Origin of the sequence: Murinocardiopsis flavida (assembly GCF_003014485.1) — a bacterium.
GTDB classification, from domain to species: Bacteria; Actinomycetota; Actinomycetes; order Streptosporangiales; family Streptosporangiaceae; genus Murinocardiopsis; species Murinocardiopsis flavida.
The window spans coordinates 41,586-61,920 of the sequence record NZ_PYGA01000023.1; the positions used below are offsets into that span (position 1 = coordinate 41,586).

16 protein-coding genes are annotated in these 20,335 nt (G+C 75.0%); 13 read left to right on the top strand and 3 right to left on the bottom strand.

The window, feature by feature from the left end:
- The first annotated feature begins 281 nt into the window (after positions 1-281).
- Entirely contained in the window at positions 282-1,163 is an 882-nt protein-coding gene (locus tag CLV63_RS26270) for a CPBP family intramembrane glutamic endopeptidase (RefSeq protein ID WP_106585958.1), read from the top strand.
- A gap of 32 nt (positions 1,164-1,195) precedes the next feature.
- Positions 1,196-2,374: an oxygenase MpaB family protein gene (locus CLV63_RS26275; RefSeq protein ID WP_106585902.1), complete on the top strand. Its 1,179-nt coding sequence runs from the start codon at positions 1,196-1,198 to the stop codon at positions 2,372-2,374.
- Positions 2,375-2,617: 243 nt separating this feature from the next.
- Here CLV63_RS26275 and panF read toward each other — a convergent pair whose 3' ends face one another.
- From panF to CLV63_RS26290, 3 genes are read right to left on the bottom strand one after another with little or no spacing between them, the layout of a single operon-like run.
- Positions 2,618-4,123, bottom strand: a complete 1,506-nt coding sequence (gene panF, locus CLV63_RS26280; protein WP_106585903.1) for a sodium/pantothenate symporter — start codon at positions 4,121-4,123, stop codon at positions 2,618-2,620.
- Positions 4,124-4,129: 6 nt separating this feature from the next.
- A complete protein-coding gene (locus CLV63_RS26285; RefSeq protein WP_106585904.1) occupies positions 4,130-4,471 on the bottom strand; it encodes a YhdT family protein in 342 nt (113 codons plus the stop codon).
- Positions 4,472-4,488: 17 nt separating this feature from the next.
- Positions 4,489-5,604, bottom strand: a complete 1,116-nt coding sequence (locus tag CLV63_RS26290) for a M20/M25/M40 family metallo-hydrolase (protein ID WP_106585905.1) — start codon at positions 5,602-5,604, stop codon at positions 4,489-4,491.
- A gap of 72 nt (positions 5,605-5,676) precedes the next feature.
- On the opposite strand from CLV63_RS26290, the gene CLV63_RS26295 reads away from it, so the two are divergent.
- The 11 genes from CLV63_RS26295 to CLV63_RS26345 all read left to right on the top strand — a co-directional run bounded on the left by CLV63_RS26295 (position 5,677) and on the right by CLV63_RS26345 (position 20,320).
- On the top strand, positions 5,677-7,344 hold the full coding sequence (locus tag CLV63_RS26295) for a PucR family transcriptional regulator (RefSeq protein ID WP_106585906.1): 1,668 nt from the start codon (positions 5,677-5,679) through the stop codon (positions 7,342-7,344).
- Between the two features lie 36 nt (positions 7,345-7,380).
- Positions 7,381-8,718, top strand: a complete 1,338-nt coding sequence (locus CLV63_RS26300) for a M20/M25/M40 family metallo-hydrolase (RefSeq protein ID WP_106585907.1) — start codon at positions 7,381-7,383, stop codon at positions 8,716-8,718.
- On the top strand, positions 8,715-9,473 hold the full coding sequence (locus CLV63_RS26305; RefSeq protein WP_211301484.1) for an SDR family NAD(P)-dependent oxidoreductase: 759 nt from the start codon (positions 8,715-8,717) through the stop codon (positions 9,471-9,473). The genes CLV63_RS26300 and CLV63_RS26305 overlap by 4 nt, the downstream gene beginning before the upstream one ends.
- 134 nt (positions 9,474-9,607) lie before the next feature.
- A complete protein-coding gene (locus tag CLV63_RS26310) occupies positions 9,608-10,453 on the top strand; it encodes a polysaccharide deacetylase family protein (RefSeq protein WP_106585909.1) in 846 nt (281 codons plus the stop codon).
- Positions 10,454-10,780: 327 nt separating this feature from the next.
- The gene (locus CLV63_RS26315; RefSeq protein ID WP_245929067.1) at positions 10,781-11,218 is read left to right on the top strand and encodes a GntR family transcriptional regulator; all 438 of its coding nucleotides are present in this window, start codon (positions 10,781-10,783) and stop codon (positions 11,216-11,218) included.
- Positions 11,215-12,399 (top strand): DUF1648 domain-containing protein, encoded by a 1,185-nt coding sequence (locus tag CLV63_RS26320; protein WP_106585910.1) that lies wholly within the window; start codon positions 11,215-11,217, stop codon positions 12,397-12,399. Before CLV63_RS26315 ends, CLV63_RS26320 begins: the two co-directional genes overlap by 4 nt.
- 185 nt (positions 12,400-12,584) lie before the next feature.
- Positions 12,585-13,565, top strand: a complete 981-nt coding sequence (locus CLV63_RS26325) for a CPBP family intramembrane glutamic endopeptidase (RefSeq protein WP_106585911.1) — start codon at positions 12,585-12,587, stop codon at positions 13,563-13,565.
- Between the two features lie 202 nt (positions 13,566-13,767).
- Entirely contained in the window at positions 13,768-15,084 is a 1,317-nt protein-coding gene (locus tag CLV63_RS26330; protein ID WP_106585912.1) for an SWIM zinc finger family protein, read from the top strand.
- Between the two features lie 354 nt (positions 15,085-15,438).
- Entirely contained in the window at positions 15,439-16,959 is a 1,521-nt protein-coding gene (locus CLV63_RS26335; protein ID WP_106585913.1) for a DUF5691 domain-containing protein, read from the top strand.
- Positions 16,956-18,071 carry an ATP-binding protein gene (locus tag CLV63_RS26340; protein WP_106585914.1) on the top strand — a complete coding sequence of 372 codons (1,116 nt, stop codon included), beginning with the start codon at positions 16,956-16,958 and terminating at the stop codon, positions 18,069-18,071. The genes CLV63_RS26335 and CLV63_RS26340 overlap by 4 nt, the downstream gene beginning before the upstream one ends.
- On the top strand, positions 18,068-20,320 hold the full coding sequence (locus CLV63_RS26345; RefSeq protein WP_106585915.1) for a DUF5682 family protein: 2,253 nt from the start codon (positions 18,068-18,070) through the stop codon (positions 20,318-20,320). Before CLV63_RS26340 ends, CLV63_RS26345 begins: the two co-directional genes overlap by 4 nt.
- Positions 20,321-20,335 lie beyond the last annotated feature (15 nt).

Below are 20,335 nucleotides of genomic sequence, written 5' to 3' on the forward strand. Positions count from 1 at the left end.
GCCGGTGGGGCCGACCGGCGACCGGCGCCGACAGGCGCCGTTGCCGCCAACGCTATCGCCTCGGCGGCGGACGGCAGCGGACCGCACCGCCCGAGTCGGCTGAACGGGTGGCCCTACCCCTACCCGCACACGGGCGGCATCCCCCGTGCCCGGGCGCCGCTGCGCTGATTGCCTTGTCCCTGGCCGAATCCACGGCCGCAGACCCGGTCAGGCGGGCGGAACCGGTTGTGTGCCGACCGCCTCACCTCCGGAGCCAGGGAACAGGAGCGATCACGGTGAGCATGCGGATCCGCGGAGTGGCGGTGTTCCTCGCGCTGACGTTCGGCGTGTCGTGGGCGGGGATGTTCGGCGCGAAGGCGCTGGGGTACTCGCTGGTCGACCCAATGGTGCAGCTTCTCGCCTTCGCCTTCGTCCCCGCGCTGGCGGCCGTGGCGGTGCGCGCCTGGGTGACGCGGGAGGGGTTCGCCGACGCGGGGATGGCGCTGCGGTTGCGCAGCGGGTGGGTCCACTACGTCGCCGCCGGGCTGGGCCCGCTCGCGCTGGTCGCGGCGACGGCGGGGCTGGCGGCGGCGCTGGGGTGGTGGACGCCGGACCTGTCCCCGCTGGACCGCATGGTCCCCGGAGTCCCGGGGTGGCTGTTCGTGCTCCTGCTGGTCGCCGCCATGCCGGTCCTCTCGCTCCTGTACTGGGGCGAGGAGTTCGGCTGGACGAGCTACCTGCGGCTGCGCCTGTTCCCCGGGCGCCCGGGCGCGGCGACCGTCGCCACGGGGCTCATCTGGGCGGTCTGGCACTACCCGCTGGCCTTCCTCGGCTACATCGAGTTCGACAACGTGGCCCTCGGCCTCGCCGTGTGGACCGGCTCGTTCCTGCTCCAGGAGGTCATCCTCACCTGGCTGCGGCTGTCGAGCGGCAGCGTGTGGACCGCGAGCCTCGCCCATGCGGGCAACAACATGGTCCTCGCCCTGCTCAACGGCGTGCTCCTCACCGAGGCCGGCGGCATCCCCGACCTGACCGTGATGCTGCTGGCGATGGTGCCGATGGCCGCGGTGTGCGCGTGGATCGTCGGCACCGGGCGGCTCTCGGCCGACCGGGTCGCACCCGGCGGCGCGCCGATCGGGACGGCGGCCGGCGCCCGGGAGGACACGGCGGGCGCCGGTCGGTAGGGTTCCTGCGGACATTTCCATGGAGGTGCGCGATGGTGATCGGGTCCGGGCATGCGGCCGCGCCGCTGCGGTTGTACAACGCCGCCGAGGTGCGCGAGCGGCACGGGGCCGCGGAACTGGACCTCGTGGTCGGCGCGCTGGGCGAGGGCGACCCGCTGGCCGACGCGGTCATCGCGGAGTTCGCCGAGCACGGTCGGGCGGCCCGGTCGGCGCTTGCCACCGGGCTGGCCGAGGGTCTGGACGCGCTCGCCGACCCCCCGCCCGCCGTCGCGGCGCTGCTGCGCGCGTCGGAGGACGCGATCGCGGCGGCCGACACCGCGCAACTTGAGCGCGGCGACCTCGCCAACCTGGGCGTCGACCCGTTCTGGAGCCGGATCGCGTTCGCGCTCGGTTCCCTCGTGCACACCTACAGCGCCCCGGGCATCGCCCGGGTCCTCATCGGCACGGGGCGGCTCACCGACGGCGCGGCCCGCCGCCTCGCCGAGACCGGCCTGTGGCGCACCAACGCCATCCTGCCCGGCGGGCTGCTGCGCGGCGCGCCCGGCTACACCGACACCGTGCAGGTGCGGCTACTGCACGCGCGGGTGCGCGCCAACGCGCTCGCCACCGGCTGGGACACCGGGGCGTGGGGCGTCCCCATCAACGCGGTGGACGCGGCGCGGACCTGGCTCGACTTCACCGTGGTCCCGTTCAGGGCGTTGGAGCGGGTCGGCGTCACCCTGACCGCCGAGGAGGAGGCCGACCTCTACCGCTACTGGCGGCACGTCGCCGATCTGGTCGGCGTGGACCGGCGGTTCTCCGCGCGCGTGCACGACCACGCGTCAGCGGACGCGCTGCTGACGCTCGTCGACGCCGCCAACGACCCGCCCGACGACACCGCCCGCGCCCTCGTCCGCGCGCTGCTCGACGCCCTGGCCGTCCCCATGGGCAAGGCCCTGGCGCTGCCCGACCCGTCGGTGCGCACCCTGCTCGCCGCGCTGCTTCGGCTGATGCAGGGCGACGCGGCCGCCGACGCGCTCGGGATCGAGGCGGCCGACGCCGCCCCGTTCGTCCCCCTGTTCGCCATGGGCAACGCGGGCACCCGCCGCTGGCAGCGGGCGAGCCCGGAGTCCTGGGACGCCGCGCTGGCCGAGTACACCCGGTACCGGCGCGCCGAGTACCAACTCCCGGGCACCGAGTACCGCAGTGCCGCGGCCGGTTCCGACGGCTGAGGCGTCATCCGCGGCCGCGGATGACGCGCGGGACGCGCCGCCGAACGGGGCGGGCCGCGGACGGGGATCCCCTGGGAGGGTGGCGATCCCCGCCCGCGGTGTCTGGCCGCGGGTGGAGACCCCCTGGGAGGGTCGGGGATCCCCGCCCGCGGCGGGACCGTACGCGCTGGATGGCGGTACGGTCCGGTGGACCGGGGGCGCAAGAGGGAGTTCCACGCCCCCGGGGCGGCAGGACGGCGCCGCCTAGCGTGTCCGGTGCACGGTCTCCCCCAACCGGTCGATCTCGGCCTGGGTGCCCCAGAACTTCACCAGCACCGCGCGCCGCGGCGGCGGGCCGAGGTAGCTGCCGAGCAGGAACAGCACCAGCGCCACCACCGAGGACGTCGCAATGGGGAACATCCCGAGGGCGAGCGCCGGCGCCCAGTTGTTGACCAGGACGTACCAGGCCATCCCGCCCACCATCGACAGCCCGGCGCCCAAGGCGTTGGCGCGCTTCCAGTACAGGCCGAGGACGAGCGGGAAGAAGAACGCCACCTCCAGCCCGCCGATGGCGTAGATGACCAGGAGTTCCAGGTAGGGCGGCGGGTCGAGCGCCAGGTACAGCACCAGCGCCGTCAAACCCAGCGTCGCGGCCGAGGTCACCACGGACGTGCGGCCGTCGCTGATGCGGGGGTTCACGTAGTTGGTGTAGAGGTCGCGGATGATCGTGCCCGAGACGACCAGGATCATCGCGTCGACCGTCGACATCACGGCCGCCAGTGGCGCGGCGAACAGGATCCCCGCCATGCCCTCGGGCAGCACCTCGATGATCGTGGTGGGCAGCGCCAGGTCGCCGACCTCCATGTCCGGCTGGTAGTAGCGCGCCATCATCCCCATGGTGAGGAAGCCGAGGGTGATGACGGTCATGACCAGCGGCCCGACCTTCATCGCCGTGTGCACCGCCTTGGAGTCGCGGTAGCTCATCGCCCGGACCGCGAGGTGCGGCAGCACCGCGAACATCAGGCCCAGTTGCAGTGAGTACGAGGCGATCATCTGCGGCGTGAACCCGCCCGGCCCCGGCAGCTCGAACAGCTCCGGCGCGGTGCTCATGACGTGGTCGTTGACCGGGCCCATCCCGCCGGCGGCGGCGAGCAGCGCCACCCACACCAGCACCGCCCCGACGAGCATGATGATGCCCTGGAACACGTCGCTGATCGCGTCGGCCAGGAAGCCGCCGAAGGTCGTGTAGATGCCGATCACCACGGCGAGGCACACCAGCAGCAGCGTGTAGTCGACCCCCGTCGCCGCCTCCAGCAGCCGGGTGCCGCCGACGAACTGCGGGACCATGTAGGCGGTCAGGAACAGCACGATGCCGACCGAGCTGAGGATCACCACGAACGGGCTCTCGTAGCGGAACCGCAGCATGTCCACGATCGACAGCGCGTTGAGCTTGCGCCCCAGGATGGCGAACTTCTTGCCGAGCACCGCCAGGGCGATGAACGCCGTGGGCACCTGGAAGATCGACACCAGCACCCAGCCGTAGCCCTCGCCGTAGACCAGGCCGGGGCCGCCGATGAACGTCCCCGCGCTCGCCCCGCTGGCGAGCAGCGTGAACATCAGCAGCAGCCAGCCCAGCGACCGGCCGCCCATGTAGTAGTGCTCGGTCTTGGTGCCCTCGGCGGCCTCGCGGCGCCGCCGGTAGCTCCACCAGGCGATCACCATGAGGATCGCGACGTAGAGCAGGATCGGGATGATGATGCCCCAGCGCATCGGCTGCTACCTCCCCGCCCGGTCGGCTTCGGCGCCCTCGTCGGCCGAGAGCGGCATGTCCGTGAAGTACCGGTGGACGAGGACGTAGGCGATCCCGGAGAACACGAGGCACGCCACGGGGACCGACCAGAAGAACCAGTCGGGGAAGCCGAGCACGAACGTCAGCTCCTCGGCCTTCTTGCCGCCCCCGATGAGCCACGCGGTCGCGGTGACCACCACGGTGAACGCCACCCAGTAGCCGACCGCGATGTACATCTCGCGCTCGGCCACGCGGTAGCGCGGGTCCTCCTCGAAGGGCTCGTCCTCGGCGGGTTCGTCGAATGGAGGTCGGGTTCCGGTGTCCGTCATTGAGGATCCTTATCGCGTCAGGGCCCGGTGAGCGGACGTTCGGCCAAGCCGGTGACCAGGGCGACGACCAGGGGCACGCGTTGGCGGGTCGCATGGAGGTCGACCCACTCGTGTGCCGCGTGCGGCCCGCCGCCCACGGCGCCGAACCCGTCGAGTGTGGGGACGCCGAGGGCCGCGCAGATGTTGGCGTCGGAGATGCCGCCGACGGCGGCGGACTCCGGCGGCCGCAGGCCCAGCGCCGCGGCGTGCTCGGCCGTGCGGGACAGCAGCGCGGTGGCGGCGGACTCCTCCATGGGCGGCCGGTTCGGGCCGCCCTCGACGCGCACGTCGACGCCGCCCGCCGCCCCTGCGAACGTGCGGATGCGGGTGTCCACCCGCTGCTGGTCGGCCGCAGTGCCGACCCGCACGTCCAGGTGGAGTTCGGCGCGGTCGGGGACGGTGTTGACGGTCCGCCCGGCGCTGGCCATGGTGGGTGTGACGGTCAGCCCGTCCTCCGGCGCGTTGAGCAGCACCGACTCTGCGACGAGCTCGGCCATGCGCACCAGGGCGTTGCGGCCCTTGTGCGGCTCCAGGCCGGCGTGGGCCGCCCGGCCCCGGCACTGGAGGGTGTAGATCGACCACCCTTTGCGGGCGCGTTTGAACGCGCCGCCGTCAGCGGCGCCCTCCAGGACGAGGACGGCCTGCGCCGCCAGCGCCTCCCGCTCGATCAGCGCGCGGCTCGCAGCCGAGCCGACCTCTTCGTCACCCGTGACGAGGAACGTCACCGGGACCCGCCGGCCGACTGCCGCCATCGCGTACAGGCCGACCAGCAGGCCGGCCTTCATGTCGAACGCGCCGGGACCGAGTGCCCGCCCGCCGTCCACCCGGAACGGCCGCTCGGCGATCGTGCCGAGCGGCCACACGGTGTCGCGGTGGCCGAGCAGGAGGACCCGGCCCGGTGCGTCCGGCGGCCCGTTGCGCCACACCAGCGACGACGGGCCGTCCTCCGACGCCAGGCGCTCGGGAGGCGCCCCGGTGATCCGCTCGCCGAGGTCGGCGAGGAGGTCCCCGCACTCCTCGACCGCGCCGAGGTCGGCGGAGGGCGACTCCGCTTCGACCAGCGCACGCAGCGCTTCGGCGAAGTCCTCGGCCATGGACGGATCTCCTTCGCGACGGGTAGGGAACAGTTTCGGCGAGTGACTGACGCGCTGTAATGATCCGTTGGTATGAAGAACGGCACGGAACTTGTCGTGTACGACAAGGAGGAGTACGTGCAGGGACCACTGTTGAGCACCGTCACCGAGACCCTCGGCACGACGGTCATGGCGGTGTGGGTCGACGCGGCGGACCCCGGTGCGCGCTGCGACGACGTCGTCATCCACGACGCCGCGGCCGAGTTCGCCGCCGGCCCGGGCGACCTGCTGCTCGCCGTGGGGGTCGACCCGGCGACGGCCGTCGGCGTCATCGACGCCGCTGCGCGCCACCAGGTGACCGCCGTCGTCGTCCGGGCCACACCGGAGCTGCGCGCGTGCCTGAGCGGGCCCGCGCGCCGCGCCGGGGTGGCGCTGCTCGGGCTGGCGGCCGACGTCGGCTGGGCGCGCTTCACCGGGCAGCTGCGCGGCCTGCTCACCACCACCGGCGCGGAGGTCGACGCGGGCCCGGCGGGGCCGCCCTCCCGGGAGCTCGCCGACTTCGCGAACGCGCTGTGCGAGTCGGTCGGCGGCTCCGTGATGATCTTCAACCCGCAGCAGGAGGTCCTGGCGTTCTCCCGGCTGGCGGAGTCCGACGACCCGATGCGCCGCCAGGCGGTCCTCGACCAGCGCGGCCCCGCCTGGTACCGGGCGCGGCTGCGCGAACACGGCGTGTACCGGCGGCTGTGGCGCAGCGACGACGTCGTCGACATCCCCGCTGTCCCCGACCGCAATGTGCGGCGCCGCATCGCGGTCGCGGTGCGCTCGGGCGACGAAATCCTCGGCTCCATCTGGGTCGCGGAGCGCGGCGCGCCGCTGGACCCCGACGCCAAGGTCGTACTGCGGGGCGCCGCGGCGTCGGCCGCGCAGTACCTGTCGCGCCTGGGTGCGCGCTCCCACACCCGGCGCCACGCCACCGAGGCGATCGCCCGCCGGGTCCTCGGCGGCGAGACGGACGACGAGGTGGTCGAATGGCTCGACTTCGACTGGGACCAGCCGTCGGCCGCCATGAGCTGCGTGTTCGCCGACACCGGGCAGGGCGACGCCCGCTCCCTCGCCGGCCTGCTCTCGGTCCACCTGCCCGCGATGGACTGCGTGGCCGTGCCGGTGCCCGCGCGGGGACGGGTGGACGTCCTGCTGTGCCAGCTCGGCGGGCGCGACGCCGCCGAACTGGCGACCGCCGCCCGCGAGGTCGTCCAGCGCGCCGCGGCGGCGTCGGGCGCCGCGGTGCTCGCCGCGCTCGGGCCGGTCGTCCCGGGGGCCGAGCGGGTCCCCGACTCGCTGGCAGAGGCCGACCTGGTGCTGCGCGTGCTGCGCCGCAGCGGGGCCGCCGAGACCCGGGTGGCCCGGCCCGAGGAGGTGCGCGCCGCTGCCGACGTCCTGGCGCTCGCCGACGAGGTGGGCAGCAGGCCGCGGTTCGCCCGCGGGCCGGTGCCGGACCTGCTCGCCTACGACCGCGAGCACCACACCGGGTACGCGGCGAGCCTGGCCGCGTACCTCGACGCGCTCGGCGACGTCATCGCCGCAGCGCGCGCCCTGCACGTCCACCCCAACACGCTGCGGTACCGCCTGCGCCGCATGGGTCCGATCTGCGGAATCGACCTGAACGACCCCGACGAGCGGCTCGTCGCGGCCCTGCACCTCCGCCGCGCCGATTTGGACCAGCCGACAAGCCGCGGCACGAAAGCTGAGAGCCCCGTCTGAATCCCCCGGCGGGCCACGGAACGGATACTGGCACGCATGAGCAACGCGGCACGCCTCAAGGACGACGCGCACGCCGCGATCGAGCGGCACGCCGAGGAGATCGCGGCGCTCAGCGACCACCTCATGCACCGCCCCGAACCCGGATACGCCGAGTTCGCGACGGCCGCGCACTTCGCCGAACGGCTGACGCGCATGGGCCTGCCCGTACGGACCGGGCTGGCCCGCACCGGGGTGCTGGCCACCATGGCCGGCCGGGGCGACGGCCCCTGCGTCGCCCTCGTCGGCGAACTCGACGCGCTCACCCTGCCCGAGCACCCCTTGGCCGACCCCGGCACCGGGGCCGCGCACGCCTGCGGCCACCACGCGCAGCTCGCCGCGGTCGCCGGTGCCGCGCTGGGCCTCAGCGCCGTCATGGCCGAACTGGACGGGTCGGTCGCGCTCATCGCCGCACCCGCGGAGGAACTCGGCGACCTCGACAGCCACCTCGACGCCGCCGCCGGAGCCCGCCCGTCCGGCGGCGGGCCGGAGTTCCCCGTGGGAAAGGCCGAACTGCTGCGCGAAGGGGCGTTCGACGGCGTCGACATGGCCCTGCTCGTCCACACCGGGCGCGGCGGCGGGCCGCGCTTCTCCGTGGGCGACACGCTCAACGGTTCGCTGGTCACCCGCGCGCGGTTCCGCGGGCGCTCCGCCCACGCGGGGTCGAGCCCGTGGCTGGGCGTCAACGCCCTCAAGGCGGCGGGGCTGGCTGCGCACGGCATCGACGCGCAGCGGGAGACCTTCGCCGACGAACACGCCGTCCGGCTGAACTACCTCCTCGCCCACGACCAGGGCGCCCTGGGGTCCGTCCCGTCGGCGGCGACGCTCCAGACCCTCGTCCGGGCGCGGACGGTCGAGGCGCTGCACACGGCCGCGGCCACGGTCGGCCGGACCGTGCGCGCCGGAGCACTCGCCTTCGGGGCGCGCGTCGAGGTCGACACCCTGCTCGGTTACCTGCCGCTCGATTCGGCCCCCGCACTGGACGACATCGTCGAGCGCAACGCCCACCGGGTCATCGGCGGCACGGGCACCGCGCGCGGCCGCCACCTGGGCGCATGCACCGACATGGGCGACCTCGGGCACGTCATGCCCGTGTCCCACCCCTACACCGGGGGCGCCGAAGGCGACCACCACAGCGCCGACTACCGGGTGCGCGACCACCGCGCGGCGGCGGTCGAACCCGCCCTGTACCTCGCGGGCGCGGTCATCGACCTGCTCGGCGACGGCGCGGCTGCGGCCCGCCACGTCCTCGGGGAGTCGCCCCCGCGCATGTCCGTACCCGAATACCTGGCCCTGCGAAGGGCGATGAGCCGCCACGACGAATGGGAGGACGTGTGAGCCGCACGGTTCTGGTCACCGGGGCCGCCGGAGGGATCGGCGGGGCGATAGCGCGGTGGTTCCTCGACGACGGCGCGTCCGTCGTCCTGAGCGACCGGGACGGGGAGCGGTGCGCCGCGGTCGCCGATGCGCTGCCCGCCCGCGACCGCGTCGACGTGCTCGCCGCCGACCTCGCCGACCCCGAGGCGGCGCGGGCGCGGGTGCGCGCCGCGTGGGCGCGCACCGGCCCGCCCGATGTCCTCGTGAACGCCGCGGGCCTGTACCCGAGCCGCACGCTCCTCGACATGGACGACGCCGAATGGCGCCGCGTCCTCGCCGTCAACCTCGACGGGCCGTTCGCGCTGGCGACCGAGTTCGGCCGCGCCCTGGCGGCGGAAGGGCGGCCCGGCTGCATCGTCAACGTCACCTCGGGCGCCGGAGAGCGGGCCCGGCGCGGTGCGGCCCACTACTGCACGTCCAAGGCGGGGCTGACGATGCTGACGAAGGCGCTCGCGCTGGAATTCGCCGAGCACCGCATCCGCGTCAACGCGGTCTCGCCGGGGTTCATCGACGTGGCCAGCGAGGTCAACCCGCTGCGGCCGGAGTACGTCCGCGCCATCGAGGCCGGCCGCCCGCTGCCGCGCCCGGGCACACCGGCCGACGTCGCCTCGGCGGTGGGCTACCTGTGCTCCGACGCCGCGGGATGGATCACGGGGTCCACCCTGACCGTCGACGGCGGCGTGGGCGCGGGCAGCGCCGCGCTCCCGATGTCCTAGCCCCTCCGCCGCCCCTGTCCCGCCGGGCGGCACCGCACGAGCGGGTGGGGCCTGGGGCCCGCCGCAACGGGCGGCGCGGCGGTCCCCGGCCCGTCCCACGCCCCGACGCCGTCCCACTGGAGTGAACACCCGCAATGCCTTCCGGATACGTCTGCCTCACCTTCGACTTCGACGCGCTGTCGGTCTGGGTCGACCGCGGCCAGTTGTCCGCCACGCCGCGGTCGCGCGGGGAGTTCGCCGCCGTGGCCGTGCCGCGGCTGCTGAAGACCCTGTCCCGCCGCGGGCTGGCCGCCACCTGGTTCGTGCCGGGCCACACCGCGCACACCTATCCCGACCTGTGCCGGGAGATCCGCGACCACGGGCACGAGATCGCCCTGCACGGCTACGCGCACGAGAACGTCGCGACGATGGCGGTGGACGCGGAGCGGGCCGTCCTCGACCGGTCGATCGCCGCGATCACCGAGGTGACGGGGGTCCCCGCGCGCGGCTTCCGCGCACCTGCGTGGGACCTCTCCGAGAACACGGTCGCGCTGCTCACCGAGCGCGGGCTGCGCTATGACAGCAGCATGATGGGCCACGACCACGCGCCGTACTGGTGCCGCACCGGCGACCGGGTGGACGCGGCGGGCACCGTGTGGGGCGCCGAGGCCCCGCTGGTGGAGGTGCCGGTGAGCTGGACCCTGGACGACCTCCCGTACCTGGAGTTCCTGTCGTCGCCCGCGCGCACCCTGCCCGGCCTGCGCGACCCCGGGGAGATGTTCGCGAACTGGGAGCTGGACCTCCGCTACATGCTGCGCGAGACCGCGCAGGGGGTCCTCACGGTCACCTGCCACCCCGAGGTGATCGGCCGCGGCCACCGGCTGCTCCGGCTGGAGGAGTGGCTGGACCGGATCGCGGAGGAGGACGTCGCCTTCAGCACCGTCGCCGAGGTCGCCGACCTGTTCGCGGCCGGAGTAGAGCTGGGCACCCCGAAGGACTGACCGGAACCCAACCCCCACGCCAGGGGGTGACTGCCGTCGCGGGCCCCCACTGCGCGATACTCCGCGAAGCGGGCGCAGTAGGGGACTGCGAAGCACCCGGCGGCACGAAGCACCACGCCGCCGGATCCCCGCCAGACCCTGGCCACCGCGCGCCTCATTGGGCCGACTCGTCCAACCCCCGTCTTGTCTTTTTGTTCTATTGGAGATATAACAACTAGAGTAGATGGAACAAGGAGGGGATCGGAATGCGACTCGACGCGGGCCGGACAGGCACCGGGAGCGCCGCCGACGCGGTCGCCCGTCGCGCCTGCTGTGGTGGGATCGGGAATGCCACGCACGGTGCACGCCAAGGGGGCACGGGTGATCCTGAACATCGACCTCAACAGTGAGGTACCGATCTACCAGCAGCTGCGCGACCAGATCGTGCACGCCGTCGCGTCGGGGGAACTGCGCGAGGGCAGCTCACTGCCTGCCACCCGTCAGCTCGGCGCCGACCTCGGTGTCAACTTCCACACCGTCAACAAGGCCTACGACCTGCTGCGCCGCGAGGGCCTGCTGCGGCTCAACCGCAAGACCGGCGCCGTCATCCAGCGCGATCCCGCGTCCGGCCCGCCGCACCCGGCCTTCTACCCCGAATGGGAGGCACGCATGGGCGTGCTGCTCGCCGAGGCCATAGCCCACGGTGTCGAACCCGATCAGATCATCGAACGCTGCCGCGACCAGCTCGGATCGCTCCGCGGCGCCGAGAAGGGAAGAGGGACATGACCGCCGTGCTGCTGACCGTCCAACTGGTCATCGTCGTCACCGTCACCGCGCTCATGTGGCTGCTGCCGCGGACCAGCCGCGACACGCTGCCGTTCGGCGTCCGCGTCCCGCCCGGGCGGACCGCCGACCCCGCGATCACCGCCGCGACCCGCGGCTACCGGGCCGCCGTCCTCTGCGTGAGCCTGCTGTCCGTCGTGGCGAGCGCCGTGCTGTGGCCGCTGATGTCGGCCGAGACCGCCATGAGCGGCGGGGCGGCGCTCCTGGTCGCCGGCGGTATCGGCGCCTACGCCGGCGCGCACCGCACCGTCCGGCGCGCCAAGGACCGCGAGCACTGGTACGCGGGGCTGCGCGAAGGCGTCGCCGTCGACACCGGGCTGCGCACCGACCCGGTACGCGTCCCATGGCTGTGGTCGCTACCGTCACTGGTGGTCATCGCCGTCGTCGCGATCACGGGCGCGGTGCTGTACCCGGGGCTGCCCGAGCGGCTGGTGATCTCGGTCCGCTACCACGAAGGCGGCACCGACTACTCGACCGCGGCGACGACTGTGGGGAGCGCGTTCGCCCTCGTCATCATCCAGGTGCTGGTCACAGCCCTCCTGCTGCTGATCCTGCGGTTCAGCGTGCGCGCCCGCGCCGACATCGACGCCGCCAACCCCCGCGAAAGCGCCGAACGCCACCGCCGCTTCCTGCGGATCTGGGCGTACTGCCTGCTGGCGACCGTCTTCGCGCTGAACGTGGCCTTCGGCGGGCTGGCGCTGATCATCTGGACGGGTTCCCTTGCCAGTGCGGGGCCCGCCGTTGCCGCCGTCGTCATCGTCCCGCTCCTCACCGGGGCCGCGCTGCTCACGGGCGCCGGGCTGCTCATCGGGCAGAGCGGCTGGCGGATGCGCGACGGAACCGGCGAGGACACCGGCTTCGTGCAACGCGACGACGACCGGTACTGGCACCTGGCCGGAACGGTCTACATCAACCGCGCCGACCCCGCGATCCTGCTGCCCAAGCGCGCGGCCGGCCTCGGGTGGACGGTGAACCTGGGCCGCCCCGCCATCTGGCTCGTGCTCGGCCTGACCCTGGGCGCCCTCGCGGCCCTCGCCGTCGTCATCGTCTTCGGGCTGTCGGGAGACCTGGAGACCACCCAGTACGGCTGGCAGTTCGGCGCCGGGCCGCTCGGCCCCGAGTAGCCCCGCCCGGCCACCGCCGACAGACCGCACCGACCACTGCTGACCGCGCCGCTCCGCGTTCATCGCACGGCGGGGGCCCGCGCCCATCCGGCCGGGCCCCCGCCGCCCCGCCCCATCCGTGCCGCCGCGCACCGGCGGAGCCATGCCCGCGCGACCCCACCGCCACCGCCATAAGGAGATCAGCCATGCCCGCAGCACCGCCACCGGCCGGCACCGCCGTGCCCGGCTCCAGGATCGCCATCACCGTCTTCTGCCTGCTGTCCTTCGGTCTCGCGTGGGCCGCCGCCGCTCCACTGTGGATCAGCGGCGCGGGCCTGGCGCATCCGCAGGCCAAGCTGTTCATCATGGGGATGATGTTCTCCCCCGCCGTCGCCGCGTTCCTCGTCCTGCGGTTCGTCGCCCGCCCCGCGAGCATCCCGCGCGCGACCGGAATGACGCCGCTGCGCCCCGCACGGACCCTGATCCGCTACTGCGTCATCGGCTTCGCCATCCCGCCCCTGGTCATGCTGGTGGGGGTCCTGGCCGCGGCCGCCGCGGGCACGTACCGGCTCGACCTCGCCGACTTCTCCGCCTTCCGGGCGTTCGCCGCCCCGTTGGGGCTGGTCGGCGACGCGGACGGCACCGGGGTCCCCTTCGCCGCCCTCGGCCTCTTCGCCGCACTGCAACTGGTCGGCTGGGCGGCCGGCCTGCCCATGATGTTCGGCGAGGAATGGGGCTGGCGCGGCTACCTGCTGCCCGCCCTGCTTCACCTGGGCACCCTGCCCGCGCTGCTGCTCCACGGGGCCATCTGGGGCCTGTGGCACGCGCCGGTGATCCTGCTCGGGTACAACTTCGGCCGGCCCGACGCCGTCGGGCTCGCGGCGATGACCGCGTGGTGCGTGCTCATGGGCGTGATCCTCGGCTGGCTGCGGCTGGCCTCCGGCTCACTCTGGCCCGCCGTCATCGCCCACGGCGCGACCAACAGCGGGTCGGCCCTGTTCGTGGTCTTCGGCGACGCAAGCGCCGGCGCCGGCGACGCGGTGCCGATGGCGCTCTGGGTGGCGTCTGGGGCGGCGATGCTCCTGCTGATCACTCTCGGCGCCGCCCTGCCCCCGGTCCGCAACGCTGTGACGTCCCGCCTGCCGGGAGCACGGGGCGCACTCCGGCTCCGGCGCGCCGCCGATTAGCCGCCGGTTCTGCGCGGTCAAGATCGCCGCCGCCGTGCTGCTCGTGTTCTCCGTTCTGGCCACCCTCATCGTGCTGTGCCGGACGTACGGCCAGTAGCACGCCGGTGGGACGTTCTCGGCGCCTGGAATCCCTTGTACGCAGGGATTCCAGCCCGTTCGAGGCCCCGGGAAAATGTCGTACCCGGCGCCTAGAGTCTCCTTTGTGAGCGAACGATGGAGCACCGACGACGTCCTTGCCCTCGCCCCCGATTCCGCCTCGGGCAAGGCGGCCGCGAAGGTCGCCAAACCGGCCCTGTGGCCCGTCAGCGGTTCACGTGCCGAACCCGGTCGCACGGACCCCGTGGTGTTCGGCGAATGCTCCGGCAGCGGCAGCGCCGTGTACCAGGTCTCGGTCGACCTCGCGGCCGCCGGGTCCCCCGGCCACCGCTGCACCTGCCCCAGCCGCAAGTTCCCGTGCAAGCACGTCCTCGGCCTGCTGCTGCTCTGGGCCCGCGGGCAGGACTCCGGGCCGTCCGACGGCCCCGAGTGGGTCGCCGAATGGCTCGCCCGGCGGCAGGCCACCGCCGAACGGGCCGGACGCGGTGCGGCGAAGTCCGCCGCACCGGCCGACCCCGCCGCGGCGGCGCGGCGCGCACAGCGCCGCGAACGGCTCGTCGCCGACGGCCTCGCCGAGCTCGAACTGTGGTTGGCCGACCAGGCGGCCGCGGGCCTCGCGGGCCTGCCCCGCCTCGGGTACGCCCACTGGGACACCATGGCGAAACGGCTGGTCGACTGCCAGGCCGGCCGGGTCGCCGCACGGGTCAGGGAGCTGGGCGGCGCCACCGCCGAGCCCGGCTGGCCCCACCGGGTCCTCGCCGAGTTCGGCCTGCTGCGGCTGCTGTGCGAAGGCCACCGGCGCGAGTCCCTCCCCCCGCGGCTGCGCGCCGCGGTCCGGGCGCGCATCGGGTTCGCCGGCACGCCCGAACCCGCCCCGGCGCCCCGCGAGGTGTGGACGGTCCTCGGCCGCCACGACTTCACCGCCGAGGAGCTCCGCGGCCGCCGCTTCTGGCTGCGCGGCCGCGACTCCGGCCGCACCGCGCACCTGCTCTCCTTCGCGCCGCAGGGCGGCACCCCCGAGTCCCCCGTGCGGGTGGGCACCGAGGTCGACGCCGAACTGCTGTTCCACACCGACGACCACCGGGCGTCCGTCGCCGCGCGGCACGCCGAGCACCCCGCGGTGCCGCCCGCGGGCGGCACCGTCGCCGACGCCCTGCGGTCGTACGCGGCGGCACTGGCCGACGACCCGTGGCTGGAGGCGTGGCCGGTCGTGCTCGACCGGGCGGCCCTCGCCCGCGACGGCGGCTGGTGGGCGGCCGACCCGTCCGGCGACGCCCTCCCGCTGCTGCCCGACTCCGTTCCGCCGTGGCGCCTCGCCGCCGTCACCGGCGGGGCACAGTCCACCCTCGCCGCCGAGCTCACCCCCGACGGCCTTCGCCCTCTGACCGTGTGGGACTCCGAGGGCCGCGCGGCGACCCTGTGAACCCGCCGCGCCCGCCCGTCCCCGTTCCCCCGGGTCCGCCGCCGGGCCCGACCACCGATCTCCCTGGAGGGGCAATGCCCAGCGCCGTCCGCCCGCAGCAGCACGACCCGGCCGCGGCCCATGAACCCGGCACGCACCGCGCCGCCGACCCCGCGCACCGCCTCCGGTGCCGCCTCTGCCTGATCCCGGGCCGCCCCCGCCGCACCGCTCCGGTTCCCGCCGCGCAACCCGGTCGGCCCGCCACCCGCTGACCCCGGCCCCCGGCCTGCCCGCACACGCAGCGGCCCGTGCGGCGGCCGCACGCCTCCCGTCCCCGGATCACCAGCCCCGATCCAGCGAAGGGCCTCCTTCCCCATGAACCAGACCACCCCCGCTTCCGCATGGGCGGACCTCGTGTCCACGGCGCTCGTCGGCACCGCACGGCGGGCCGTACCCGAGCCCGCCGGGCTGCCCTCTGTACCGGGCGCCGATCCCGCCCGCACCCTGCTCGACCGCGCGGCGCAGGCGACCCTTCAGCGCCGGGCCGGCCTCGTCCCCCGCCGTGTCGCCCCGATCGACCCGGCGCCCGGCGAGTCGGCGCCCGTCGTGGGTGCCGCCGCGGCCCGGCGGCTGGCCACCATGCTCGGCGGCACCGGCGTCGATCTGCTGCCCGAGTGGCTGGCGCTGGCCGCCGACACCGGTCACCGGGTGCCGCCCGAGTCCCTGCCCGACCTGCTGGCGCGCGCCGAGCGCCACGCCGAACTCCGCGCGCCGCTGGCGCGGGTCGCCGGGGTCCGCGGCGCGTGGCTGGCCCGGCTGAACCCGGACTGGGCGTTCCTCCGCACCGGCTCCGCACCCTTCGACGCGGCGCGATGGGACCACGGCACCGCCGCGCAGCGCCGCGCGCACCTGGCGGTGCTGCGCGCACACGACCCCGCCGCCGCACGCGAACTCCTCGACGCGGCGTGGCCCACGGAGCGCGCCGGACAGCGCCGCCGACTGCTGGAGGTCATGACCGACGGCCTGTCCGCCGACGACGAACCGCTCCTCGCCCGCGCCGCGGGCGACCGCAGCGCGAACGTCCGCGCCGAGGCGCTCGGCCTGCTCGCCCGGCTCCCCGGTTCGCGGCACGGCGCCGCGGTGGCCGAGCAGGCGCGGCTGCTGGTCCGGCCCGGCGACGGCGCCCCGTTGGACGTCGGGCGGCCCGAACCGGCGCCCGAAACCGCGCCCCTTCTCGACATCACGGCGGGCGGCGACTCCTCCGGCTCCCCTGTGTCCGCGGACCGGCGGCGGCGCGACCTGTACTGGGCGGTCGTCGTGCAGACCCCGCTGCCGGTCTGGCCCGGCCACCTGGGGCTCGACCCCGGGGCCATCGGCGAAGCCGCGCGCACCGCCGGAATGGGGGACCTGCTCGACGCCCTGGCCGTCGCGGCGGTCCTCCAGCGCGACCCCGTCTGGGCCCGCGCCCTCATCGGCCCGGTCGCCCGGCGGCACGGTTTCGACGAGGACAACGGCATCGACCCCCGCGCCCTGCTCCGCAACGGCCGGGGCGGCAGCACCGACCTCGCCGCGGCGCTGCTGAACGTGCTCCCCGAGGGGGAGCGGTGCGCGGCGGTGCAACGGTGGGCCCTCGCCGCCGGTGCCGTGCCGCCGGGATGGCTGCTCCGCCGCCCGTGGACCGACGAGTTCAGCGTGTTCGTCGTCGACGCTCTCCGCGGCGCCCGCCCCCGCAACGGGACCACCGCCTGGTACACCGCCACCCTGCTCTGCGACGCCGCCGCCCGGTTCATGCCCCCCGAGTTCCACGATCGGCTGCCGTGCGACGAGGGCGAGCACTTCGCCGTCCTCGCCGACCGCCTCCGCCTCCGTTCCACCATGCACAAGGAGCTGCTGTGACCGCCACCGCCCCCGCACCCACTCCGGCCGCCGAGGCCCTGCGCCCGCACGCGGAGCAGAGCCACGCCGCCGAACTCGCTGCGCTCGCCGCCGCCGACGACCGCCCGCGCCCGCCCGGCTGGAAGCTGTCGCCGTGGGCGGTGACCGAGTACATCCAGGGCACCACCCTGCCCGACGGCACGGAGATCACCCCGAAGTACATCGGGGCCCGGTCGGTCGTGGAGGTCGCCGTGGCCACGCTCGCCACCGACCGCGCGCTGCTGCTGCTCGGCGTCCCCGGTACCGCGAAGACCTGGCTGTCGGAGCACCTGGCCGCCGCCATCTCCGGCGACTCCACGCTGCTCGTGCAGGGCACGGCCGGCACGGCGGAGGAGGCCATCCGGTACGGCTGGAACTACGCCCGGCTGCTCGCCGAGGGCCCGTCGGAGGCGGCGATGGTGCCGAGCCCGGTCATGACCGCCATGGCCGACGGCCGCCTGGCCCGCGTCGAGGAGCTCACCCGGATCCCCTCCGACGTCCAGGACGCCCTCATCACGGTGCTGTCGGAGAAGACCCTGCCGGTGCCCGAACTCGCCATGGAGGTGCAGGCGCAGCGCGGGTTCAACATCATCGCCACGGCGAACGACCGCGACCGCGGCGTCAACGACCTGTCCAGCGCGCTGCGCCGCCGCTTCAACACCGTGGTGCTCCCGGTCCCGCAGACCGCCGATGACGAGGTCGACATCGTCACCCGCAGGGTCGCCCAACTCGGCAGCTCCCTCGAACTACCCGAGGTGCCGACCGGCCTCGCCGAGATCCGCCGCATCGTCACCGTGTTCCGGGAGCTGCGCAGCGGCACCACCGAGGACGGCCGGACCAAGGTGAAGTCGCCGAGCGGGACCCTGAGCACCGCCGAGGCGATCTCGGTGGTGACCAACGGCATCGCGCTCGCAGCCTACTTCGGCGACGGCACGCTGCGGCCGTTCGACGTCGCCGCCGGCATCCGCGGCGCCGTCGTGCAGGACCCCGTGTCCGACGAGGTCGTCTGGCGCGAGTACCTGGAGACCGTCGTGCGCGAGCGCGACGGCTGGGACGACCTCTACCGCGCCTGCCGCGAAACGGAGCGCCGATGACCCTGGTCGACCCCGAACGCGTCCACGTCCTGGGGATACGGCACCACGGCCCCGGCTCGGCACGGGCGGTGCGCGCCGCTCTCGACACCATCCGGCCCGAAACCGTGCTCATCGAGGGCCCGCCCGAAGCCGACGCGCTCACCGGCCTCGCCCCCGACCTCGAACCCCCGGTCGCGCTGCTCGCCTACCGGGCCGACTCCCCGGCGCAGGCGGCGTTCTGGCCGTTCGCGGCGTTCTCCCCCGAGTGGCAGGCGCTGCGCTGGGCCGCCGACAACGGTGCCGAGGCCGACTTCTGCGACCTCCCCGCGGCGCACACCCTCGCCGAGGAGGAACCGGCTGACAGCGGCCCCACCACCGGCCCCGAGGACGAGGACGACCCCGAGCGGCGCACGCGCGTCGACCCGCTCGGCGTGCTCGCCGAGGCCGCCGGGTTCGACGACCCCGAGCGGTGGTGGGAGGACGTCGTGGAGCAGCGCGACGGCGCGGGCCCGTCGCCCTTCCCCGCCATCCTCGACGCCATGAGCGCGGTGCGCGGCGAACTGGCGCCCGAACCCTGGGACGACCGCGAGGCCAGGCGCGAGGCGCACATGCGCCAGACCCTGCGCCGCGCCATGCGCGCCGGGAGCGGCCGCATCGCCGTGGTGTGCGGCGCGTGGCACGCGCCCGCGCTGCGCGACCTCCCACCGGCCGGGCACGACACCGCCCTGCTCAAGGGCCTGCCCAAGGTCAAGACCGCCACCACGTGGATCCCGTGGAGCCACGGGCGGCTCGCCGCGGGCAGCGGGTACCGGGCGGGGGTGCGCTCGCCCGGCTGGTACCACCACCTGTTCACGGCGCCCGACCGGCCGGTCGAGCGCTGGCTCACCGAGGCGGCGCGCCGCTTGCGCGGCGAGGACCAGCCGGTTTCGTCGGCGCACGTCATCGAGGCGGTGCGGCTCACAACGAGCCTCGCCGTGCTGCGCGGCCGCCCGCTGGCGGGGCTCGCCGAGGTGGCCGAGGCGACCACCGCCGTCCTGTGCGAGGGCTCGGAGTCGCGCGCCGCCCTGGTCCACCGGTCCATGGCCATCGGTGAACGCCTGGGGGCGGTGCCCGAGAGCACGCCCATGGTCCCGTTGCAGCGCGACCTCACCGCGCAGCAGCGCTCCCTGCGGCTCAAACCCGAGGCGCTGCGCCGCGACCTCGTCCTCGACCTGCGCAAGGACCTCGACCGCCGGCGCAGCGTCCTGCTGCACCGGCTCGCGCTGCTCGGCGTCGACTGGGGGACGCCGGAAAGCGAGGACAACCGTTCGCGCGGCACCTTCCGCGAGACGTGGTCGCTGTGCTGGGAGCCCGGCCTCGACATCACCCTCATCGAGGCGAGCGCGTGGGGCACGACGGTCGACGGCGCCGCGACCGCCCGCGCCGCCGACCGCGCGGCGCACGCCCCTCTGCCCGGCCTGACCGCCCTCACCGAGCAGTGCCTGCTCGCTGAGCTCCACGACGCCGTCCCGGCGGTGCTCGACCGCGTCGCGGCGCGCGCCGCCGAAGGCGCCGACATCGCGCACCTCATGGCGGCGCTGCCGCCGCTCGCCCGCTCCTCCCGTTACGGCAGCGTGCGGCGGCTGGACTCCGACGCGCTGCGGCGGGTGGCGGTGGAGCTGCTGCGCAGGGTCTGCGCGGGGCTCGCGCCCGCGGTCGGCGCACTGGGCGACGACGCCGCGGCCGCCATGGTCGCCGCGGTCGACGGGGTGCACACCGCTGCCGTGCAGCTGGGCGGCGCGGCCGAGGCCGAATGGCTCGACACACTCGAACGGCTCGCCGAGCGCGGCTCCGTCCCCGGGAAACTGGCGGGCCGCGTCCACCGGCTGCTGCGCGACACCGGCCGCCTCTCGGCGCCGACCCTGGCGCTGCGCCTGAGCCGCGCGACGTCGGCGGCCGTGCCGCCCGGCCGGTCCGCGGCGTGGATCGAGGGGTTCCTGTCGGGCAGCGGCCTGCTGCTGGTCCACGACACCGACCTCCTCACCCTGATCGACCGCTGGCTGTCCGGGCTGGCCCCGCAGGCGTTCACCGACGTCCTTCCGCTGCTGCGCCGCTCCTTCGGCGCCTTCCCGCAGCCCGAGCGCCGCGCCATCGGCGAGCAGGCGGCCCGCCTCGGCGACGGTGCGGCGCCGGAGCGGCCCGCCGAGCCCATCGACGCCGAGCGCGCGGCACCGGCCCTCGCCGCGGCCGCCGCCCTGCTCGGAGTGGGCGGACCGGCGGCACCGGGGTGACCCGGCGCCCGGCCG